Source organism: Streptomyces sp. NPDC127119, from assembly GCF_042677425.1.
Lineage (GTDB): Bacteria > Actinomycetota > Actinomycetes > Streptomycetales > Streptomycetaceae > Streptomyces.
Genome location: NZ_JBHXTO010000038.1, coordinates 1 through 21,648 on the forward strand (window position 1 = coordinate 1; position 21,648 = coordinate 21,648).

At 71.1% G+C, this 21,648-nt stretch carries 17 protein-coding genes and 1 riboswitch; of the genes, 9 read left to right on the forward strand and 8 right to left on the reverse strand.

The annotated features are described in order from the left end of the window. Positions 1-306: 306 nt before the first annotated feature. Positions 307-2,028 carry a M23 family metallopeptidase gene (locus ACFVH5_RS18680; RefSeq protein ID WP_385834767.1) on the forward strand — a complete coding sequence of 574 codons (1,722 nt, stop codon included), beginning with the start codon at positions 307-309 and terminating at the stop codon, positions 2,026-2,028. An 87-nt stretch (positions 2,029-2,115) separates the two neighbouring features. On the opposite strand, the gene pcrA is transcribed toward ACFVH5_RS18680, so the two are convergent. Continuing rightward, complete coding sequence (gene pcrA, locus ACFVH5_RS18685) at positions 2,116-4,686, reverse strand: DNA helicase PcrA (protein WP_385834768.1); 2,571 nt, start codon at positions 4,684-4,686, stop codon at positions 2,116-2,118. Positions 4,687-5,237: 551 nt separating this feature from the next. Further along, a riboswitch (cyclic di-AMP (ydaO/yuaA leader) is annotated at positions 5,238-5,411 on the forward strand. A gap of 6 nt (positions 5,412-5,417) precedes the next feature. Between pcrA and ACFVH5_RS18690 the strand changes: the two genes are divergently transcribed. Beyond that, entirely contained in the window at positions 5,418-6,578 is a 1,161-nt protein-coding gene (locus ACFVH5_RS18690; protein ID WP_385834769.1) for an NlpC/P60 family protein, read from the forward strand. A gap of 136 nt (positions 6,579-6,714) precedes the next feature. On the opposite strand, the gene ACFVH5_RS18695 is transcribed toward ACFVH5_RS18690, so the two are convergent. Then, positions 6,715-7,068: a hypothetical protein gene (locus ACFVH5_RS18695; RefSeq protein WP_385834770.1), complete on the reverse strand. Its 354-nt coding sequence runs from the start codon at positions 7,066-7,068 to the stop codon at positions 6,715-6,717. Between the two features lie 440 nt (positions 7,069-7,508). Here ACFVH5_RS18695 and ACFVH5_RS18700 point away from each other — a divergent pair, with 440 nt between their 5' ends. After that, on the forward strand, positions 7,509-8,573 hold the full coding sequence (locus tag ACFVH5_RS18700) for an NlpC/P60 family protein (RefSeq protein WP_385834771.1): 1,065 nt from the start codon (positions 7,509-7,511) through the stop codon (positions 8,571-8,573). Between the two features lie 86 nt (positions 8,574-8,659). On the opposite strand, the gene ACFVH5_RS18705 is transcribed toward ACFVH5_RS18700, so the two are convergent. After that, positions 8,660-9,415: a LuxR C-terminal-related transcriptional regulator gene (locus tag ACFVH5_RS18705; RefSeq protein ID WP_384800423.1), complete on the reverse strand. Its 756-nt coding sequence runs from the start codon at positions 9,413-9,415 to the stop codon at positions 8,660-8,662. Further along, on the reverse strand, positions 9,412-10,695 hold the full coding sequence (locus ACFVH5_RS18710; protein WP_384800426.1) for a PspC domain-containing protein: 1,284 nt from the start codon (positions 10,693-10,695) through the stop codon (positions 9,412-9,414). The genes ACFVH5_RS18705 and ACFVH5_RS18710 overlap by 4 nt, the downstream gene beginning before the upstream one ends. Positions 10,696-11,510: 815 nt before the next feature. On the opposite strand from ACFVH5_RS18710, the gene ACFVH5_RS18715 reads away from it, so the two are divergent. Continuing rightward, positions 11,511-12,995 (forward strand): PspC domain-containing protein, encoded by a 1,485-nt coding sequence (locus tag ACFVH5_RS18715; RefSeq protein ID WP_385834773.1) that lies wholly within the window; start codon positions 11,511-11,513, stop codon positions 12,993-12,995. Further along, positions 12,982-13,218: a hypothetical protein gene (locus tag ACFVH5_RS18720; protein WP_385834774.1), complete on the forward strand. Its 237-nt coding sequence runs from the start codon at positions 12,982-12,984 to the stop codon at positions 13,216-13,218. Before ACFVH5_RS18715 ends, ACFVH5_RS18720 begins: the two co-directional genes overlap by 14 nt. Before the next feature lie 121 nt (positions 13,219-13,339). Here the strand turns inward: ACFVH5_RS18720 and ACFVH5_RS18725 are convergent, their stop codons facing one another. Beyond that, positions 13,340-13,873, reverse strand: a complete 534-nt coding sequence (locus ACFVH5_RS18725) for a DoxX family protein (protein ID WP_385834775.1) — start codon at positions 13,871-13,873, stop codon at positions 13,340-13,342. A gap of 166 nt (positions 13,874-14,039) precedes the next feature. Next, on the reverse strand, positions 14,040-15,341 hold the full coding sequence (locus tag ACFVH5_RS18730) for a hypothetical protein (RefSeq protein ID WP_385834776.1): 1,302 nt from the start codon (positions 15,339-15,341) through the stop codon (positions 14,040-14,042). A 244-nt stretch (positions 15,342-15,585) separates the two neighbouring features. On the opposite strand from ACFVH5_RS18730, the gene ACFVH5_RS18735 reads away from it, so the two are divergent. Beyond that, positions 15,586-16,572, forward strand: coding sequence for a DUF4429 domain-containing protein (locus tag ACFVH5_RS18735; protein WP_385834777.1), 987 nt, complete (start codon positions 15,586-15,588; stop codon positions 16,570-16,572). Between the two features lie 71 nt (positions 16,573-16,643). Here the strand turns inward: ACFVH5_RS18735 and ACFVH5_RS18740 are convergent, their stop codons facing one another. Beyond that, positions 16,644-17,438, reverse strand: coding sequence for a class II aldolase/adducin family protein (locus tag ACFVH5_RS18740; RefSeq protein WP_384800444.1), 795 nt, complete (start codon positions 17,436-17,438; stop codon positions 16,644-16,646). 250 nt (positions 17,439-17,688) lie between these two features. Here ACFVH5_RS18740 and ACFVH5_RS18745 point away from each other — a divergent pair, with 250 nt between their 5' ends. Then, a complete protein-coding gene (locus ACFVH5_RS18745) occupies positions 17,689-18,336 on the forward strand; it encodes a hypothetical protein (RefSeq protein ID WP_385834778.1) in 648 nt (215 codons plus the stop codon). 82 nt (positions 18,337-18,418) lie between these two features. Then, entirely contained in the window at positions 18,419-18,901 is a 483-nt protein-coding gene (locus ACFVH5_RS18750) for a pyridoxamine 5'-phosphate oxidase family protein (RefSeq protein WP_384800450.1), read from the forward strand. Between the two features lie 21 nt (positions 18,902-18,922). Here the strand turns inward: ACFVH5_RS18750 and guaA are convergent, their stop codons facing one another. Next, on the reverse strand, positions 18,923-20,500 hold the full coding sequence (gene guaA / locus ACFVH5_RS18755; protein WP_385834779.1) for a glutamine-hydrolyzing GMP synthase: 1,578 nt from the start codon (positions 20,498-20,500) through the stop codon (positions 18,923-18,925). 476 nt (positions 20,501-20,976) lie between these two features. Here guaA and ACFVH5_RS18760 point away from each other — a divergent pair, with 476 nt between their 5' ends. Next, entirely contained in the window at positions 20,977-21,279 is a 303-nt protein-coding gene (locus ACFVH5_RS18760) for a chorismate mutase (protein ID WP_384812984.1), read from the forward strand. Positions 21,280-21,648 lie beyond the last annotated feature (369 nt).

Consider the following 21,648-nt stretch of genomic DNA (forward strand, 5'->3'; position numbering starts at 1 on the left):
TCCTCCGCCTTGCAGCTGCACGCACCACACCCCGCTCACCGGCGCCCACAAGGCACCGCAGCTTTCCTTCGCCGTGATCGACCGGACAGGTCCTAAGCGGAAGCCGAGTTCGCCTTCAGAGGCGTCGTTTCTTCGAACGCTCATCGAACGCAAGGCCAAAGCTCTGCCCATCCTCCGCCGAAAGGCGGCCGAATGCCCCTTTCCTGAGAGGAGGAAACCTGTTGAAGATTGTCGCGCCCTCATACCGCCGGGTACAGTCGCCGCACTGCTCTGCCAGCCCCTGTTGTCGAGGCGAAAGAGAAGTTGGTGAACGACCGTCACCCGTCGGGGACCGTAACTCCCCCGGCCCCGGCTCCCGATGCCGCCTCGGCGCATTACGCGTCCCATGGTCGGCAGGGGGTCCAGTACGGCGACTTCACCACGTACGACGGATATCCCGCCACCGGTTTTGACCCGGCCGCGACCGGCTCGTACGGCACGACAGGTGGTTACGACATGACGGGCGCCTACGCCACGAACACGTTCGACACCGACCCCCTCTTCGGCGATCTGCCCGGCAACGGAAGCGGAACCGACGGGAGCGGCGGCGGGACGGGTTCGTACGCCACCACGACCGGGGCGCCCCACAGCGGTAACTGGACTGATTCCACCGGCAGTCACCAGACGTTGAACTACGACCCGTACGCGGCCCAGCACCACGCCGCCTACGAGACCGGCAGCTACGACACGAGTGGTGTCTGGCCGGATTCCGGTTATCAGCAGCTCGGCGAGATCCCGACGCAGGGCACGAGCCCCGACGGCACCGGGCAGTGGGACGCGAACGCCTGGCACCAGGCCGAGCAGGCCGATCCCACCCAGCAGTGGACGGCGCCGACCTTCGAAACGGGCACGTACGACGCCACTGCGTGGAACTCGGACGGCGGCGAGCAGCCCCAGCCCCACACCCAGTTCCACCCGCAGACGCAGCACGAGTCCTACGAACTGCACGAGTCGCACGAGCAGCAGGACGCGTACGACCAGCGGGAGTCGTTCCACCAGCAGGCCACCGCCACGTTCGAGCAGGTGCCGTTCGAGGAACGGGTGACCGCGCAGGGCGAGTTCAAACACTCCGGCGACCCCTACGCCGACTCCCTCGCCGACGCGGACCCCGACGCTCACGCCCGCTCCCACGATCATGATCACGCCGACGGCGAGCCCGAGCTGCTCGACGGCGTCGAGGAGATCACTCCCGTCGCTTCCGGCGCACCGGCCTCCCGGGCCGGGTCCCGCGCGGCGAACCGTTCCGCTTCCCGGTCGCGCCGCCGCACACCGCCCAAGCGTTCCGCGCTCCTGACGATCGCCGTGCCGTCGGCCTGTGTGATGGGTGTCGCCGGCATCGCCGCCGCGTCCGTGACCGGTGGCGACGGTGGGGACGACGTCCAGACGACGGCCGCCGCGCCCGATGCGAGCGCCGTGAAGCCGACCGCCGCGAACAACAAGCTGGACGCCCAGCTCCAGAGCCTCTCCGCGGACGCGGACGACTTCGCGGACCGGGCGAGCCGCACGCAGGAACGTATCGACTTGAAGGCCGAGCAGGCCGCCGAGAAGCAGAAGGCGGTGGCCGAGGCGGCCCGCAAGGAGCGGCTGCGGCCGAAGTTCGCGCTGCCGGTCGCGCGGCACGGGCTCAGCGCCTACTACGGCCAGGCCGGTATCAACTGGATGTCCGTGCACACCGGTATCGACTTCCCGGTCTCGTACGGCACGACGGTGATGGCCGCGACGGACGGAACCGTCCGTACCCAGTGGAACAGCGCCTACGGAAACATGATCATCGTGACGGCCAAGGACGGCACGGAGACCTGGTACTGCCACCTCTCCACGTACAAGGTCGCCTCGGGCACGGTCGTGAAGGCCGGCGACCCGATCGCGTACTCCGGGAACTCCGGCAACTCCACCGGCCCGCACCTCCACTTCGAGGTGCGCCCCGGCGGCGGTTCGGCGATCGACCCGCTCCCGTGGCTGCGCAGCCACGGCATCGACCCCACCTAGGGCCTGCGAGCTCCTGCTCGGAGGGGCCCGGGACCGGAGCGGAAGCCGCCCGGTCGGCGGCCCCGCCCCTGCTTCCCGTCCCGCTGCCTACAGCTTCTCCACCGGCGCGTACCGCAGCAGCAGGCGCTTGGGCTTCTCGCCGCCGAAGTCGACCGTCGCTTCCGAGTTCGCCCCCATGCCCTTCACCCCGACCACCGTGCCGAGGCCGAACTGGTCGTGGGTGACCCGGTCCCCGACCGCCAGCGACACCACCGGCTTCTCCGAGGAACCGCGCCGCGTCGCGAAGCCGGACGCGCCCGAGGCCGCCGAGCGCGAGCGGGAGGAGGACAGGGAGGCCGCCACACCGCCGACCGGACCGGAGGCCACCGCTCCCATGGAGCCCGTGCGCTTCCAGTCCAGATGGGCCTCCGGGATCTCCTCCAGGAAGCGGGACGGCGGGTTGTACGAGGGCTGCCCCCACGCGCTGCGCATCGACGCCCGCGTCAGGTAGAGCCGCTCGCGCGCGCGGGTGATGCCTACGTACGCGAGGCGCCGCTCCTCCTCCAGCTCCTTGGTCTGGCCGAGGGCGCGCATGTGCGGGAACACGCCGTCCTCCATGCCGGTCAGGAAGACGACCGGGAATTCGAGGCCCTTGGCGGTGTGCAGGGTCATGAGGGTGATGACCCCGGAGCCGTCCTCGTCCTCGTCGGGGATCTGGTCGGAGTCGGCGACCAGGGCCACCCGCTCCAGGAAGGCGGCGAGCCCGGTCGGCGTACCGGCCTCGGCATCGGCCTCGGCCGTATCAGCCTCGCCCTCGCCCTCGTTCGCTCCCGTGTCCGCTCCGCCGGCCGCCTCCTGCTCGAACTCCAGGGCCACGGAGGCGAGTTCCTGGAGGTTCTCGATGCGGGTCTCGTCCTGCGGGTCGGTGGAGGCCTGCAACTCGGCGAGGTAACCGGTGCGTTCGAGGATCGCCTCCACGACGGTCGCCGGGCCCGCGCCGGACTCGACGATCGTCCGGAGGTCCTCCATCAGCGTGTTGAACCGCTTGACGGCGTTCGTCGAGCGGGCCGCCATGCCGTACGCCTCGTCGACGCGGCGCAGCGCCTGCGGGAAGCTGATCTTCTCGCGCTGGGAGAGCGCGTCGATCATCGCCTCGGCGCGGTCGCCGATGCCGCGCTTGGGCACGTTCAGGATGCGGCGCAGCGGTACGGAGTCCTCGGGGTTCGCGAGCACCCGGAGGTACGCGAGGACGTCCCGGACCTCTTTGCGCTCGTAGAAGCGGACGCCGCCGACGACCTTGTAGGGCAGGCCGACCCGGATGAAGATCTCTTCGAAGACACGGGACTGGGCGTTCGTACGGTAGAAGACGGCGACGTCGCCGGCCTTCGCGTCGCCCGCGTCGGTGAGACGGTCTATCTCCTCGGCGACGAACTGCGCCTCGTCGTGCTCGGTGTCGGCGACATAGCCCGTGATGCGCGCTCCCGCGCCCGCGTTCGTCCACAGGTTCTTCGGGCGGCGCGATTCGTTGCGCTCGATGACCGCGTTGGCGGCGGTCAGGATCGTCTGCGTGGAGCGGTAGTTCTGCTCCAGCAGGATCGTCGTCGCGTTCGGGTAGTCCTCCTCGAACTGGAGGATGTTGCGGATCGTCGCGCCGCGGAAGGCGTAGATCGACTGGTCGGCGTCACCGACGACGCACAGCTCGGCCGGCGGGAGGTCGTCCTCCCGCGGCGGTACGTCCTCGGGGTGCGCGACGGGGTCCGTGGCGCTGCCGACGAGCTCCCGGACGAGGGAGTACTGCGCGTGGTTCGTGTCCTGGTACTCGTCCACGAGGACGTGGCGGAAGCGGCGGCGGTAGTGCTCGGCGACGTCAGGGAAGGCGCGCAGGAGGTTGACCGTCGTCATGATCAGGTCGTCGAAGTCCAGCGCGTTCGCCTCGCGCAGCCGCGACTGGTACATCGCGTAGGCCTGGGCGGCGGTCTTCTCGAAGCCGTCGGAAGCCTGGGCGGCGAAGTCCTCCTCGTCGATCAGCTCGTTCTTCAGGTTCGAGATCTTGGCGCTGAAGGACTTCGGCGGGAAGCGCTTGGGGTCGAGGTCCAGATCACGGCAGACCAGGGCCATGAGCCGCTTGCTGTCGGCGGCGTCGTAGATCGAGAACGACGACGTGAAGCCGAGCTTCTTGCTCTCGCGGCGCAGGATCCGTACGCAGGCGCTGTGGAAGGTCATCACCCACATCGCGTTCGCCCGCGGGCCCACGAGCTGCTCGACGCGCTCCTTCATCTCGCCCGCGGCCTTGTTCGTGAAGGTGATCGCGAGGATCTCGCCGGGGTGCACCTTGCGCTCGCCCAGCAGGTGCGCGATGCGGTGGGTGAGCACACGGGTCTTGCCGGAGCCGGCGCCGGCCACGATGAGCAGGGGCGAGCCGTGGTGGACGACCGCCGCGCGCTGGTTCTCGTTCAGCCCGTCCAGGAGCGCGGCCGGGTCCACCAGGGGCCTCGGGGCGCCGTCGCGGTAGTAGCCGTCCCTCGGCCTGCTGGGAGGAGGCACGTCGAAGCGCCCGCCGAACAGGTCGTCCGGACCGTGGTCCGGCGCCTCGTCCTCGGGCGGCGGCGGGGGCTCTTCCTCGTGGGCCCGGGAGGGCTTGAGGTCCGCCAGGAAGCTGTCATCAAAGAGGCTGCTCATCGCTCTCCGAGTCTAGGCGCCCCCACTGACACCCGGCCGCCACCCCGGAAACTCGGCGGAATCCCGGGCGGGCGGCCAAGGGCAGAGCCTCACCCGTGATGAGTACGCCACTACACAGGGTCGCCGGGAAGGCGGCGGTGCGGGGGGGGGGGGGGCCGGTACGGCGGCGGTGCGGTGTGCGGCGGTGCGGTGCGCGGCGGTACCGCCACAGGGCGCTGATTTCGCCCCGCATCTGAACCGCGTACGACTGGGCTCCGTATAACCGTGCGGAGACAGGGCGCACCGGACATCGCCTGCTGGAGGTCACTCCTGAGCCGACCGGAACCGGCCCGTCGGCGTGGGCGCCGCTCCGCGACCCGGTCGACCCGCTCCCGTGCCCCTCGGGGACAACTCGGAGCAGATCATGACCAATTGACGTCGGCGGACGACACCCGTGGTCCAGGTCACGAAAATGTATCGGGCATATCGCACATCAAACTTCACAGGTGCCACACGTATTGGCTAACTTTCGCGTAGGCCGCTCGACCCGCACCGGCGAACAACGCCGGGCCGAGCGGGCTCCGCCGAATCCGGCATGCCCTCGTGGCCTCCGGAACCGGGGACCCAACCGATCCTGGGGTGAATCGGTCCGAACTCCCTCGTGGGACAAGGACCGTAGGGCAAACCTTCCGAAGCACTCGCCCGAACCCGACAGCTAACTCGGTAGGCGGATGACGGAAGGAGACGCCCTCGTGGCGCCACACCGCAAGTTGCGGCCCCCCAGTTCTCTGGGCCTGCGGACACCGGCCCTCGCCACCGCGGCCCTGACCTCGGTGGCCCTGCTCTCCCAGACGGCGGACGCCTCGCCGGCCGCGGAGCCCAGGCCGAGCACGGAGGAAGTCCAGAAGAAGATCGACGACCTCTACCAGCAGGCGGGCACTGCCACCGAGAAGTACAACGCCGCCAAGGAGAAGACCACCAAGCAGCGCAAGCGCGTCGCCACGCTCCTCGACGACGTCGCGCAGCGTACGGAGAAGCTCAACTCCGCGCGTGAGGCGCTCGGGACGTTCGCCGCGGCGCAGTACCGCACGGGAGCCTCCGCCCCCGACAGCGCTTCCCTCCTCCTCGCGGACAATCCGCAGGACTACTTCGACCAGACCCAGCTGATGAACCGGCTGACCGCCCGCCAGAAGCAGGCCGTCGACGAGTACGTCACCGAGCGGGCCACCACGTCGAAGAAGCGGCAGGAGGCCTCCGAGGGCCTGGAGACGCTCACCACGACGCAGAGCACGCTGAAGACGTCCAAGGCGGACGTTCAGCGCAAGCTCGCCGAGGCGCGCGAGATCCTCTCGAAGTTGACCGCGGAGGAGAAGGCCCGCTTGGCCGCGATCGAGCGGAAGAAGCAGGAAGAGGCCCAGCGCAAGGCGGACGAGCTGGCGCGGCAGCAGGCGGCCGACGCGGAGCGCCAACGCCAGGAAGCGGCGACGCAGGGCACGGGAACCGCCACGGGTTCAGGGACGGGCACAGGCTCGGGGAGCACCTCGGGCTCGGACTCCGCCTCCTCCACCAAGGCCGCCAAGGCACTTGCCTTCGCCCGCGCCCAGATCGGCAAGCCGTACGTCTGGGGCGCCAGCGGCCCCGGCTCGTACGACTGCTCCGGTCTGACCCAGGCCGCCTGGAAGGCCGCCGGTGTGACGCTCCCGCGCACCACCTGGGACCAGGTGGACACCGGCACGACGGTCTCCGTGGACAACGCCCAGCCCGGCGACCTGGTCTTCTTCTACGACGACATCAGTCACGTCGGCATCTACATCGGCGACGGCATGATGATCCACGCCCCGAAGCCGGGCGCGTACGTCCGCGAGGAGTCGATCTACTACATGCCGATCCACAGCGTGGTGCGGCCGGGCTAGCGCCCAGCTGCATCTGGACGGAACGCGGACGGGGTACGGCAGGCATGTGCCGTACCCCGTCCGCGTTCCGGACCGGCTTCCAGGCTTCCGCGGCGGCTTCCCGGGCAGTTTTCAGGGCGGCCTCCGGGGCGGTCGCTCAGGTCCAGAGCAGCGCGATGAAGATGTTCACCGTGGTCAGCCCGCCCACCAGGGCGAACAGGCCCTTCTCCACCTTCTCGTCGTCACGCTTGACGTAGACGAGGCCCAGGATCACGACCAGCAGGGCCAGCTTCACACCGATCTTGATGTTGTTGACGGTCTGGTCGTCGGCCTGGTTGAGACCGACGAGGACCGCGCCGGTGACCAGCATGGTCAGCGCGCCGTGGAGCATGGCGGGGGTGAAACGGGCCGTGCCGTCGCCCATGGCCTTCATCTGGGTGAGGAAGCCGCCCAGCAGGGCGGCGATCCCGATGATGTGCAGGGCGACGAAGACATGAATGAGTACGTCCATGAGCCCGGACCCTAACCGGACTCCCGCACGCCGCCTCGCACCGGCCCACGCCCCGGGTCTCTTGCGGGCCCCGGGCTGCGCCTATAGCACCGTCGCACGTGCCGCTCCCCCACAACGCGCCCATCGGTCACCGCACCACGCCAAGTCGCCCGCACCGGGCCCGGATCACGGTCGCACCCGGTCACCTCGTGGCCGAGTGCCACCACTTCCGTACATGCCGTTACCACCGGCGCATCGCGAGGTTTAGCGTCCTTCCCCAGGTGACCGGCTCCCCACCACAACCGCCCGGGCCAGGGCGGCAGTCGGCACCACCGCCAAGAGGTCCGGCGGCGGTCCGCTCCCCCTGTGCGGGCTGCCGCCGGACGTGCAACCAGCCCCTGAGGGCCACCGCCGTGGACGTACCAGTGCCTCGGCGGCTACGGAAGGAACGTGGATCGCACGTGGCAGCGCACCGCAAGCCCCGACAGCGCTCACTCGGCGGCGGTACGGCCCGCACCGCCTTCACCATCGCCCTCGCGGGCGCGGCGAGCGCGACCGGGTTCGACGGGACGGGGGTCGCCGCACCCGAGCTGACGCCGGCCCAGGTGAAGGCGAAGGTCGACAAGCTGTACCAGGAGGCGGAGGTCGCCACCGAGAAGTACAACGGCGCGAAGGAGAAGTCCACGAAGGCGGCCGGCCGGCTCGGCACATTGCAGGACGAGGCCGCGCGCAAGACGGAACGGCTCAACTCCGAACGGGACGCGCTCGGTTCACTGGCGACCGCCCAGTACCGGGACGGCGGCATCGATCCCGCGCTGGGGCTGATGCTCTCCTCGGACCCCGACCGGTATCTCGACGGCGCCGCGTTCGCCGAACGGGCCGGCAGCAGGCAGGCCTCGGCGGTCTCCCGCGTACGCACACAGCTGCGCGACATCGAGCAGCTGCGCGGCGCCGCGCACATCGAACTCACCTCGCTCAAAGCGCGGCAGGCGGACCTGAAACGCCACAAGAAGACAGTCACGGGCAAGCTCGGCGAGGCACGCCAACTGCTGTCCCGGCTGCCGGACGCGGACCGGGCCCGCATCGGCGCGGACGACCCGGACACCGCCCGTGCCTCACGTTCCGGTGAGGCCCCGCGCGGGCTCGGCCAGGGCTCGTCCTCCACGACCGCGCCCAACTCCCGTGCGGCGGCTGCGGTCTCGTACGCCTACGGCAAGCTCGGCAGCCCCTATGTGTGGGGTGCCACCGGCCCCGACGCCTTCGACTGCTCGGGGCTGATGCAGGCCGCGTACCGCTCCGCGGGCATCTCTCTGCCCCGGACGACGTACGCGCAGATCAACGCGGGCCAGCGCGTCTCCCGTTCCGCACTCCAGCCCGGCGACCTGGTGTTCTTCTACTCGGGCATCAGCCATGTGGGGATGTACGTGGGCAACGGGCAGATGATCCACGCGCCCAACCCGTCGGCTCCGGTACGGGTCGCGCCCGTCGACGAGATGCCGTTCGCGGGGGCGACGCGGGTCGCGTGAGGCAGACCTCTCGCCGCCCGGGCTCGACATCAGGCCGGCGGTGGCAGTGGCTGTGGCTGTGGCGGCCGATCGTTGGCGGGCAGGTGCTACACCAGTCGTCGTGCCGTCGCCCACCGGGTCAGCTCGTGGCGGTTGGAGAGCTGGAGCTTTCGCAGGACCGCCGAGACATGGGACTCGACCGTCTTGACGGAGATGAAGAGCTGCTTGGCGATCTCCTTGTAGGCGTACCCACGGGCGATGAGGCGCAGCACCTCGCGCTCGCGCTGGGTGAGACGGTCGAGGTCCTCGTCGACCGGCGGGGCGTCGGTGGAGGCGAAGGCGTCAAGGACGAAACCGGCGAGGCGGGGCGAGAAGACGGCGTCGCCGTCCTGGACACGGAAGACCGAGTCGACGAGATCCGTGCCGGTGATCGTCTTCGTCACATAGCCGCGGGCGCCGCCCCGGATCACCCCGATGACATCCTCCGCCGCGTCCGACACGGACAGCGCGAGGAACCGCACCGGCTGCTCCGGATCGGCCATCAACGGCGAGCAGCGGCGCAGCACTTCGACACCGCCCCCGCCCGGGAGGTGCACGTCGAGCAGGACCACTTCGGGGCGGGTCGCCGTGATGACCGTGACCGCCTGGTCGACGTCCGCGGCCTCACCGACCACCTCGACGCCGGTCCGCTCGGTCTGCCCGATCTCCGCCTGGACTCCGGTACGGAACATGCGGTGGTCGTCGACGAGCACCACGCGCACCCGCCGCCCGGGCGCGGAAGCCGCCGGGTCCTCCGCCGAGCCCGCTCCGGCGTCCGGCCCGACTGCTCCGGCCGCTCCGGTCGGTTCGTTCGCGTCGCTCATGTCTCCGCCCTCTCCATCTCCAGCTCGACCTCCGTGCCGCCGTCCGGCACCGCGCGCAGCCTGGCCGTACCGCCGTTGCGCTCCATGCGGCCGATGATCGATTCTCTGACGCCCATGCGGTCGGCGGGTATCGAGTCCAGGTCGAATCCGGGACCGCGGTCCCGGACCGACACGAAGACGGTCCTTCCCTCGACCTCGGCGAAGACCTGCACCGCGCCGCCGTCGCCACCGTACTTGGCCGCGTTCACCATGGCTTCCCTCGCGGCCTGCATCTGGGCGGCGGTCCTGTCGTCGAGCGGGCAGTCGCCGACGACCACGACCTCTATCGGAACGCCGTGCTTGTCCTCCACCTCCGCCGCGCTGCGCTTGACCGCCTCCGCGAGGGTGTCGGGCTCGTCCGCCTCGTCCTTGCCGGTGCCCTCCGGTTTGTAGAGCCAGTTGCGCAGGTCGCGCTCCTGGGCGCGGGCCAGGCGTCGGACCTCGCTCGCGTTCTCCGCGTTGCGTTGTATGAGGGTGAGGGTGTGCAGCACCGAGTCGTGGACGTGCGCGGCGACCTCGGCCCGCTCCTGGGCGCGGATGCGCATCAGGCGCTCCTCGGAGAGGTCCTGGGTCATGCGCACGAGGTACGGGCCCGCCAGCAGCGCTATCCCGACGAGGACGGCGAGCGCGGCCTGCAGGACCGAGCCCAGGTGGGCGGCGGAGCCCTGCAGCACGAATATCCCGGAGACTCCCGCGGCGACGAGCAGGACACCGGCCGCGGAGCGGAGCAGGCTGATCGTGCGCTTGCGGCGGCCCACCTCCATCCAGCGGGCCCGGCGGGCATTGTCCGCCTGGCGCCAGACGAGGGCGACGCCCGCGCCGACGAGGACGGTGGGCCAGAGGTAGGCCTTGGCGCCGCCGCTCAGGTCCACGTTCCCCACGAAGACCAGGGCCACGACGACCATCGCGAGCAGCGCGACGATCTGGCCCTTGTCGGGCTTGCGGGCCACGAGCCTGCGGCGGCCGTCGGGGGAGGTCTCGGTCGCGAGGGCGGGAGGCCTCTCGGCGTCCACGCCACCCACGCCTAGGGGGACGAAGAACCAGAACGCCGCGTACAGCAGGGCTCCCAGGCCGTCCGCCATGAACAGGCCCGCGAAGACCAGCCGGACCCAGATCACGGGCAGGCCGAGATGCCCTGCGAGCCCCCGCGCCACGCCCCCGAGCCAGCGTCCGTCGCTGCTGCGGTAGAGCTTGCGCGGAGGCCGCGGGTCCTCGATGGTCAGGGCTGCGGCGTCCGGCATGCCATCGATGTTCACACGCCGGACGCCACCGGGCATCAGGGTCGACCCCCGAGACTCCCCTGATCTTCGATTCCGGGCTGCGGCGGGTGTGCGAGGGGCTGGCCACAGCGACCGGGGCTGTGTGGCTGGCCCAGGCGCCGATGGGCGTGCGGCCCAGGCACTGGTACGGGCACTCGCACGCGCACACGGTCCATCGACGTGGCGCCGCTCAGCTCGCGCGCCGGGATCGCATGGCTCGGGCACCGGCGTCACCTGTCTCAGGTGGCGGCGTCGCGGGCTCGGGCGCCAGGACCGCGTCGCCCAGCCCCTCCGCTGCCACGTGGCTGGGCCACTGGCGCCACACACCCCAGACACTTGCATCGCGAGCTCGGGCGCGTCACCCCCTCACCCCCTCACCCCGTCGCCCTGGCACCCCGCCACCCGGTCGCCCTGCCGCCCCGGCCCCCGTCGCCCTGCCGCGAACCTGGCTCGGGCGCAGGCACCAGCCGGCCAGGCACCGGCGGCACCGACACTGGCGCCCGCGCCGCGTGACTCGGGCACCAGCGCCGTGCGGCTCGGGCGCCGACGCCGCGGACCGGTGCAGGCGCCGCGCCGCCCAGGGCCCCAAAGCCCCCGGTCCCCCCAGTCCCCCGGCCCCACGCCGTCCAGACACCAGCACCCCACCACTCCGCCGCCCCACTACTCCGCTGGCCCGGCGCCCGGCGCCCGGCGCCCGGCGCCCGCCGCCGGCTGGGGGTCGTCTCGGGGCTGAATTCAGGGTTCGGCCAGGGTTGTTTCGACTGCCGCTGGGCCGTTGTGGCCGTCACCATGGACGTATGAGCGATCAGCAGCACGCCGCGGCGCATCCGGGGCCCGGGCCGGGCCCCGGCCCCGGCGCGAGTGCGGCCCCGGGTCCGGGCAGCGGGCCGCAGGACTCGGTGCCGACGGCCGACGGCCGGGCGGACGCACCGGAGCCGGCCGCGCCCGCCGCGCCCACCGCCGGTGAGGAGCCGCGTGCGCCCGAGGTGCCGCGCAGGTTCCGGCGCGACCGGCGGCACCGGATGCTCGGCGGTGTGTGCGCGGGGCTCGGGCGGCAGTGCGACATGGACCCGGTGATCTTCCGGATCGTGCTCGCGGTGCTCTCCGCGACCGGCGGCCTCGGCCTCATCTTCTACGGCTTCGCCTGGCTCTTCGTCCCGTACGACGACGAGGAGGAGAACGAGGTGCGCAAGCTCCTCACCGGCCGCGTCGACGGCCAGGCGCTGGCGGGCGTGCTGTTCGCGCTGGTCGGCTGCGGTGTGTTCCTCTCCATGCTGAACAACGCGAGCGTGCTCACCTTCGCGACGACGCTCTCGCTGCTCCTCGCGGGCGCCGGCTACTGGTCGCGGCAGCGCGGTACCGACGTCCCCGACCCGTCCCCCAGTTCCCGGGTGCGCTCGGGAACTGGGGGACCCATAGCCGCGCAGGCCGTAGCCGACGCCCCGCCCGAGGCGCAGGCGCCGCCCGTGCCAGGCGCCTTCCCCTCCTGGTGGCGGGAGCCCATCGTCAAGGACGGGACGTACGAGGGCGGCACGGGCTATCTGTGGGGCCCCAAGGCCACGTGGGACCGGGACATCGCGGCGGCGATCAGCATCGCGCACGGCGGCGGCTCCGACCGGGGCATACGGACGCGGGACACCAAGCCGCGCGGCCCCAGCGGGATCGGTGGCCGGGTGTTCCTGCTCGCCCTGATCGCGGGCGCGCTCGGTACGCGTCTCACCTGGGACGACCACACACTCGGCACCAGCCTGCAGACCGGCCTGGCCTGTGCGCTCGCCGTGTTCGGTCTGGGCATCGCGGTCAGTTCGTTCCGGGGGCGCACGGGAGCGGGGTCGATCTTCCTCGCGATCATCACGGCGGGGCTGCTGGCCTGTTCGGCGGCGCTGCCGGCGGACATCACCACGCACTGGGAGCGGGTGGACTGGACACCGGCCACGGCGGGCGCCGTACAGGAGCGGTACGACCTCGGCACGGGTATCGGCACGCTCGACCTCAGCCGGATCGACCTGGGCAAGGGCCGGACCGTGACGACGAACGCAGAGGTGGGCATGGGGCAGCTCAAGGTCCTCATACCGAAGGACGTGACGGTGAGGCTGAACATCGAAGTGGGGGTCGGGGACATCCAGTTGCCGGGCGACGACAAGCAGGACGTGGACGTGGCTCCTGGGAAGCACAAGGAACTGACACTCACGCCGGCGGGCGGGAGCAAGGACGGCGGCACGCTCGACCTCACCCTCGAAGTGGGCCTCGGACAGGCGGAGGTGGCCCGTGCGACATCATGAGTTCAAGCCGGGCAGGCTCATAGCGGGTCTCTTCCTGACCCTCACGGGTGTCGTCTACGCCGGCGACGCGGGCGGCCTCTGGGAGACCCCGTGGTTCGCGGTGATCCCGCTCGTCACGGGAGGTCTGTGCCTGGCCGCCGTCACGGGCAGCGTGTCCCACGGGATACGGCGTCGTCACCGCCGCGCGGTGCCTTCGCCGGACACCACGCACGCCCCGGGCTGACCACGGCCCCGGGCGCAGGCCCCGAGGCGCCCCGGGGCCCAGTCCGAGCCGAGCCGACCGTTGCCCCACCGCGACACCCGGTAGGCCTGCCTGCGCCCCCAGCAGGTCTGCCGGCGGCTGCCTAGTAGGTGCCCGCCCTGCGCCTTCGGCGGGAGCGCAGTGTCGCGTCCACCGAGTACACGCCCGCTCCGGCCAGTACCAGGGGCAGCCAGGCCATCAGGTAGGGGAGGTCGTTGCCGTAGTAGTACGGGTCCGCGGCCCAGCTCATCGTCAGCCAGAGGCTGAGCGAGATCAGTGCCCCGCCGAGCGCGGCCAGGCGGGCCAGGAGGCCGATCAGGGTGCCGATGCCCACCGCGAGCTCGCCGAACGCGATGGCGTAGCCGAAACCGACGGGGTTCTTGAGAGAGAGGTCGATCAGGGCGGGGATCGCCGACGAGTCACGGACCGCGCGCATCATGTCGCCGATGGAGCCGGCGCCCGAGTCGGACATGAACGCGCTGTCGGTGAGTTTGTCCAGCCCCGCGTAGATGAACGTGACGCCGAGGAAGACGCGCAGAGGCAGCAGCGCGTACCGCATCGCGGTGTCCCGCCAGTCGCCACCGCCGCCGTCGTCCGCGTATCCGGAGTGCGTGTCCATGCGCATGCCGTGAGCCATAGCCCTCCGCCACCTCTCAACCGCCGAACGGTTCACCCCTCAACAAGACAATACGTACGGGGACGAGTCCTCGCTCAAGGGCGGACGCACAAATTTTCACCACGTCCGCCCGATCGTCCCCTTTGATCCCTGGAAGGGAGGGAATTCCGCAGTGGTCCGAGCGCTCTCAGTCCGTCACGTCGATCTCCACACGGTTCGTCTCCACGCCCGCCGCGGTGACGACCTGTACCTCCACGCGCCCCGGTTCCACGTCCGCGGGTACGGGCACGGTGAGGACCGCGTCGGAGGGGTTGCGGAAGCCGCCCGGCACCGGGACCAGCGGGACGTGGACGTGCACCGCGCCGATGCGTACCACCATCCGCGACAGCCGGTCGGCGCTCTGTGCGCCGGGCGGTACGAACCCGGCGCCCCGGATCTCGATGTCGTCGCCGGTCCTGATCGGCGCGTCCAGGTCCCCGGCCTCGCGCGAGCGCACGACCGAGAGGATCACCGGCCGGCCGCCCTCGGCGTACTTCGCGGCGACGTACGTGGCGGCCGAGATCAGCACCATGACCGCGAGTCCCCACGGCAGGTCCGGCAGCTGCTCGGGACGCCGGGCCAGCCGTACCGCCGCGAAGACCAGCGCGACGGCGCCCAGCACGGCGTACTGCGTGTCCGCGAAGCTGCCGCGTCCGGAGTCGTCGGTCAGCAGGTCGGCGGCCCGGGGCCGGTCGGCCCGTACCTTCTGCAGCCGCTGTCCGAGAACCCGCAGGCCCACCACCCGGCGTACCAGAACGGCGATCGCGCACACGACGGCGAGGACGGTCACGATGCCCGCGCCCCGGGCGAGTTCGAGTCCCTCGATCAGGGAGTCCCGTTCGGTGTGCGAGGACGCCCCGGCCAGCCGCCCGGCCAGGACCAACACGGCGTAGACGACGAACAGCACCCAGGCGGCGGCCACCACGCGGGAGGTGGAGAGCCGGTTGTCCTCACCGATGACGGGCGCCAGCACGCCGCCGCGCGCCCGGTGGAACCACGAGGCAGCGGTCAGCAGCACGGCCACGACGACCGCCGCGAGCAGCCCCGCGGTGCGCGCGGACGTCCAGCCCGCCCCGATCGCGGTGAGCGCCTGCACCAGCAGCAGGACGGCCACAAGGCCCCACACGGCAGCGACCGTTCGCCGCCAGACGAAGCCGAGCCAGACCTCCCCCTCGGCCCGGCCGCGTTCGGCGACGAGGTCGGCGGACTGGGTCAGCGCGTCCGACACCCACTGCCGCGAGGCCCCGGCCGAGTGCGCGACCGCGGCCGGCAGCCCGTGCCCCGACGCCAGTTCGTCCCGCTTGGAGAGGAACGCGGCGACGGCCCGCCGATGACCCTCGCGCGCCCCGTGCGGGCAGTCCCCGCAGGCACAACCGCCCTCGTGCCCGCCCCGACCGGGACCCCGGCCGGGGTCACGCCCCGCGCTCTGTCCCGTCTCCTGCACCGCCACGCCCGTTGCCGCCTTCCGTACCGCTCTGTCGAATATTCCTCGGCCGTGCGCCCACCCACCGCGCACACCCGGCCACCGCACGTCCACCCACCGCACACCCGCCCACCGCACACATGCGCAGGCGCACAACTGCCTTGTGACGACAGCGCATTGTGCCGTACCGCACACCCCCCGCGTCCGCCAGGTCTGGTCAGCGCGGGTGAACCGGCCACCCCCGTGTTGACCCGGCTGCGAGAATTTCCGTATGGCCGAGATCATCCAGCGCGACGGGACCTGGGCCTTCGACGGCAGCACGGTCCGGATCACCCCGGGACTGCACCGTTCCGTGCCGCTGTTCCGGCAGACGTACGGAGAGATCGCCGTGCCCCTCGAAGCGGTCGCGGGCGTCGTCTACGAGCCCGAACGCAAGCGTGGCCGGCTGCGGCTGAGGCTCCGCGAGGGCGCCGACCCGCTCCTCCAGGCGACCGGGGGCCGGCTGCCCGACGCGGCGGATCCGTACCGGCTGTCGGTGGACATCGACCGTTCGGGGGTCGCCGAGTACGTCGCCGAGGAGATCCGGCACGCCCTGCTCATCGAACAGATCCCCAAGGAACCGGCCGGGGCGTATCTCCTGCCCGGCCCGCCGGTGCCCGTCTCGGTCCGCTCCAGCGACGGCACGGTCTCCTTCGACGGCGCCAGGGTCCGTATCGACTGGAGCGACACCTCGGACCGGGTGAAGCGCGCGACGGGCCCACGCATCATCGGCCTGCCGGATCTCGTGCAGGTGGAGTGGCTGCCCAACTCCGGTTACGAGGACGGCTTCCTGCGGTTCGTGACGAACGACTCGGTGTTCTCCAAGCTGCCGCCGGAGAAGGATCCGTTCGCGCTCGACCTGTGGGGCAGCGCGCGCCGCGATCTGCTCACGGCCCTCGTCGCCACCGCGGTCATGGCCCGCCTCCCGCACCCGTCCACCCGGACGCCCGGCGGGCACGGCCGGGGCGAGCTCGTACGGGGAGATCCGTCCCGCCTGCTGGCCGCGGCGCCCGGGGACTCCGTACCGCCCCAGGCCTCCCGGACTCCCCGGGCGCACCAAGAATCCCGAGCGCCCCAAGCGCTCCCATCGCCTCCGGAGGAGATTCACGACATGCTCCTGCGCCGGCTGCGGGAGTTGGGCGAGTTGCATCGCGACGGTGTGCTCACCGACGAGGAGTTCGCGACGACGAAAGCGGCCGTGCTGCGCGACTTCCACTGAGCCGCGACCTCTCCGAGGCGGCATGGCTCATCGCAAGGCGGGTCTTCTGGCGCGGCATGTTCTGAGACACGTCAGGACAGCAGGTCCGGCTCGCTGCGGCTGATGTCCTGCCACAGCGGCTGGTAGTTGATCCACGCCACCAGGTCCCCGCCGGTCTGTTCCCGCGTCGCGACCGCCTGCTTGTGGTCGATCAGCACCGGCCGCCCGGCCGCGCGGGCGGTGAGCTGCACCTGGCAGGAGCGTTCCATGGACAGGAACCACCAGGCCGCCGCGTCCACCGAGTCGCCGACCGTCAGGAGCCCGTGGTTGCGCAGCACGAGCGCCTTGAACGAGCCGAGCGCGGAGGCGATCCGGCGTCCCTCCTCGGCGTCGACGGCGACCCCCGAGTAGGCGTCGTACAACGCGTGGTCCTCGTAGAACGCGCAGCTCTCCTGCGTGATCGGGTCGAGGAGGTCGCCGAGTGCGGACAGCGCGCGTCCGTGCACCGAGTGGCAGTGGGCGACCGCGACGACGTCGGGCCGGGCCGCGTGCACCTGGGCGTGCACGGTGAACGCGGCCTGGTTCACGTGATAGCGGCCCTCCAGCACCTGGCCGTCCTCGTTGGCCATCACCAGGTCCCCGACGGTGACATGCTTGAAGGGCATTCCGAACGGGTTCACCCAGAAGCAGTCGCTGTACTCCGGGTCGCGCGCGGTGATGTGGCCGGAGACCCCGTCCTCGAACCCGAGCCGCCCGAAGAGCCGCAGTGCACCCGCGAGGCGTTCCTTGCGGTGCCGGCGCTCGTCGTCGAGCGACTCGTGCATGGGCGGCATCGCGAACCGCAGTCTGTCGGTGGGAAGGGGCAGGGGCGGTGTGGGCCCGTGCATATGTCCTCCAGCCCTGAGGGGCGGACTCCGTACGTGTTTACGGGCGGGAAGTTACCGGCGGTCAGCGCAGGAGAACAGAGATGTCGAAGAAGAGAGTGCACAACCGTTGTACGAGATCGCTGGTCTGCCTGACCGGAGCCATCACGCCCGTCGGGCACCCGCGCCGACGCTCCCTGGAGGGACCCCCCGTGCACAGCCTTCCCCACACGCTGTGCGGACCGCGCCCCGCGACCGCATCACCGTCCCGCCCATGATGAACATGAGGAACATCAAGGGCGCCAAGAGAACCAAAGACACCAAGAGACCCACGAGAGCCGAGCGCCTGATCACGGACATGCTCCGCCAGGTCGCCACGCGTGACGTGGTCGTCCTGGACGACCCGGGCGGCTCCCCACACCGCCTCGCGGCACTGACCTACATCGCCGTGCAGTACGGCTTCCGGTACGAGCGGACGAGCCGCGTCGGCCAGACGCTTCAGGTCCGGCTGGTGCGCGACTCCCGGCCCGAGGCCCGCGAGCGCAGTACGGCGGCTCTCAGCAGGCTGGCCGCGGGCCGCGCGCCCGGTATGCGTCCCGGCACGCTGAAACCCCTGCCGGACGTGGCGCCGACGGTGGGTCTGCTGAAGACCCGTATCGAGTTCGACGCCCTGGACGACGACCTCGACTGGCGACGCAAGGCCGTGTTCATGAGCGCCAGCGCGGCCTTCATGGCGCTGCTGCTGATACCCGCGGGCTGGACGGCCTCGCTCGCCGCGGGCACCATGATGGCCGCGGTGTTCGCGCTCCTCCTGCGCCTGGAGGTGGTGCGCAAGGACCGGCTCGCCCGCCGTCTGCGGTCGGCGGACCGCAACTCCCGCCGGACCAACCTGCGCAACTCGCTGCCGAAAAGACGACACTAGGTGTCGGGTATCGGCGCCACACTCGCCGTATGACTCGGATGACTCGGATGCTTCGGACGACACGGATGGCACGGGCGACCGGATGACGCGGACGACATCGAACTGGGCGGCCTTCACCGCCGCGGAGCAGGACCTCGCCAGGACCGTCGAGGAACGGTTCACGGCCTTCACGCACCACGTCGTGGCGACTCTCCGCAAGGACGGGTCGCCCCGCACGTCCGGTCTGGAGGTCCGCTTCCTGAACGGGGAGCTGTGGCTCGGCATGATGCCGGACTCCCTCAAGGCGCTGGACCTGCGCCGGGACCCGCGCTTCGCCCTGCAGGCGAACCCGGGGGCGGGCACGGAGATGGCCGGCGGCGACGTACGGATCGCGGGCCGGGCGGTCGAGGTCCAGGACCCGCTGGAGAAGGCGGGGTACAGCGAAGAGGTGAAACCGCCGGAGCCGTTCCACCTCTTCCGCACCGAACTGACGGAGGTCGTACGGACCTACGTCGAGGACGACACGTATCTGGTCGTCCAGATCTGGCAGCCCGGAGTGCCGGTGCGCACCCTCAGGCGGACCTGAGCCCCGAGGGGCCCGGGGCCGCTACTCCCACTCGATGGTGCCCGGCGGCTTCGACGTCACGTCGAGGACGACACGGTTGACGTCCGCGACCTCGTTCGTGATGCGGGTCGAGATCTTCGCGAGGACGTCGTACGGAAGACGCGACCAGTCGGCGGTCATCGCGTCCTCGGAGGAGACGGGCCGCAGCACGATCGGGTGGCCGTACGTGCGGCCGTCGCCCTGGACCCCGACGGAGCGGACGTCGGCGAGCAGCACGACCGGGCACTGCCAGATGTCGCGGTCGAGACCGGCGGCCGTCAGTTCCTCGCGGGCGATGGCGTCGGCTTCGCGGAGCAGGTCGAGCCGCTCCTTGTCGACCTCGCCGACGATGCGGATGCCGAGGCCGGGGCCGGGGAACGGCTGGCGCTGGACGATCTCGTCCGGCAGGCCGAGCTCCTGGCCGACCATCCGGACCTCGTCCTTGAAGAGCTGGCGCAGCGGTTCGATCAGCTGGAACTCAAGGTCTTCGGGGAGCCCGCCCACGTTGTGGTGGGACTTGATGTTCGCGGTGCCCGTACCGCCACCGGACTCGACCACGTCGGGGTAGAGCGTGCCCTGGACCAGGAAGGCCACCTCCGGGCCCTCGTCCGCGATGATCTCCGCCTGGGCCTGCTCGAAGACCCGGATGAACTCGCGGCCGATGATCTTCCGCTTCTCCTCGGGGTCCGAGACGCCCTTGAGGGCGGTGAGGAAGCGCTCCTCCGCGTCCACGACCTTCAGCTGTACGCCGGTCGCCGCGACGAAGTCCTTCTCGACCTGCTCGGTCTCACCCTTGCGCATCAGACCGTGGTCGACGTACACACAGGTCAGCTGGGTGCCGATGGCCTTCTGCACGAGGGCCGCGGCGACCGCGGAGTCCACTCCGCCGGAGAGGCCGCAGATGGCGCGCCTGTCGCCGACCTGCTCGCGGATCAGCGCGACCTGCTCCTCGATGACGTTGCCGGTGGTCCAGTCGGGGCTCAGGCCCGCGCCCCGGTACAGGAAGTGTTCGAGCACCTGCTGGCCGTGCGTGGAGTGCATGACCTCGGGGTGGTACTGGACCCCGTACAGCTTCTTCTCGTCGTTCTCGAAGGCCGCGACCGGGACGACGTCCGTGGAGCCGGTGACGGTGAAGCCCTCGGGGGCGGCGGAGCAGGCGTCGCCGTGCGACATCCACACCGACTGCTCGTCCGGGGTGCCCTCGAAGAGCGTCGAGCCGGACTTGCTGACGTGCAGCTGGGTACGGCCGTACTCGCGGGCGCCCGTGTTGTCGACGGTGCCGCCGAGGGTGGTCGCCATCAGCTGGAAGCCGTAGCACATGCCGAAGACGGGGACGCCGGCCTCGAAGAGCGCGCGGTCCAGGCGGGGGGCGCCTTCCGCGTACACCGACGAGGGACCGCCGGAGAGGATGATCGCCGCGGGGTTCTTGGCGAGGATCTCGTCGACCGGCATGGTGCTCGGGACGATCTCGCTGTAGACCCGGGCCTCACGGACTCGGCGGGCGATGAGCTGGGCGTACTGCGCGCCGAAGTCGACGACCAGGACGGTGTCGGGGGTGGCGGCGGGGGACGCTTCTGGCACGGTTTGCCTTCCGGCGGTTTAGCGGGGCTGTGCGACTGATTCTAACGGGGGTCCGGGGGCGGGGGGTCACGCCGGGTTTTCGCCCCCGCCGCCCCTGCCCGTTCCCATCACTGCATGGGGCTGCGCCCCTCGCCCCCTGATCGCGCTGCGCGCTCGTCCTCAAACGCCGGACGGGCTGGGAGACAGCCCCTCCGGCGTTTGAGGAGCGGGGGTTCGGGGGCTGGCCCCCGAGTCGGTGACGTCTCAGGATGCGAACCGGGTTGGATCGCGCGGAGCGCGCGGGCATACTGCTCCCATGCTCACGCACCAGACCTTCGTCTTTACCTATGGCAACCGGCCCCCCGGCTGCCATGGTCGTGCTGCTTGAGCAACTGACAAGCGACTTCCCAGGCGCCCCGGGCCGACAAGGCCCGGGGCGCCTGCGTTTTCCGGACCTTGCCGCTCCGGGGCATCCCACCCCAAGAGGAGCCCCCGACATGAGCACAGCCACCCCCGCCGCAGCCGGCACGGACAAGACCGGCGCCCGCACCGAAGAGGCCGCCGACGTCATCACCGGCGCCCGCGAACGCATCGACACCCTCGACGACCGCATCATCGGTCTGGTCCAGGAACGCATGGCGGTCTCGGCGGTCATCCAGGAGGCCCGGATCACCTCCGGGGGCCGCCGGGTGAACCTGTCGCGCGAGATGGAGGTGCTCGGCCACTACAGGGAGGCCCTGGGCAAGCCCGGCACCTCGCTCGCGATGACGCTCCTGGAGCTGTGCCGGGGCCGCATCTGAGGGTCGGCGTCGTCCGAGGGGCGGCGCCTGCCGAGCCTCGTACGCGCATCCCGTACGACATGCACGTACGACGGACGTCCGGTGCACGCACGTACGCATGCCCTCTCACCCGTACGGCGCGTGACCGTCCCGCGGCGGGCTTCGTTCTCCCGGTGTCCGTGCCAGCCAGGGGCGGGCCCGAAGAACCACGCGTGGCTCCGCTGGAACGGGAGGCGTACGGATGTGCGCCGTGGGACCCCGTTCCAGAGAAGTGACCGGACGGCAGGGGACAGCAGCCCGGTCACCCAAGAGAGGTCGGCTCCGGGGACGCCCGGAGCCGCCGCGCGGGCTAAGTTGGATGGGGGGGGGAAGAGTTGGGGTTGGCGCCGG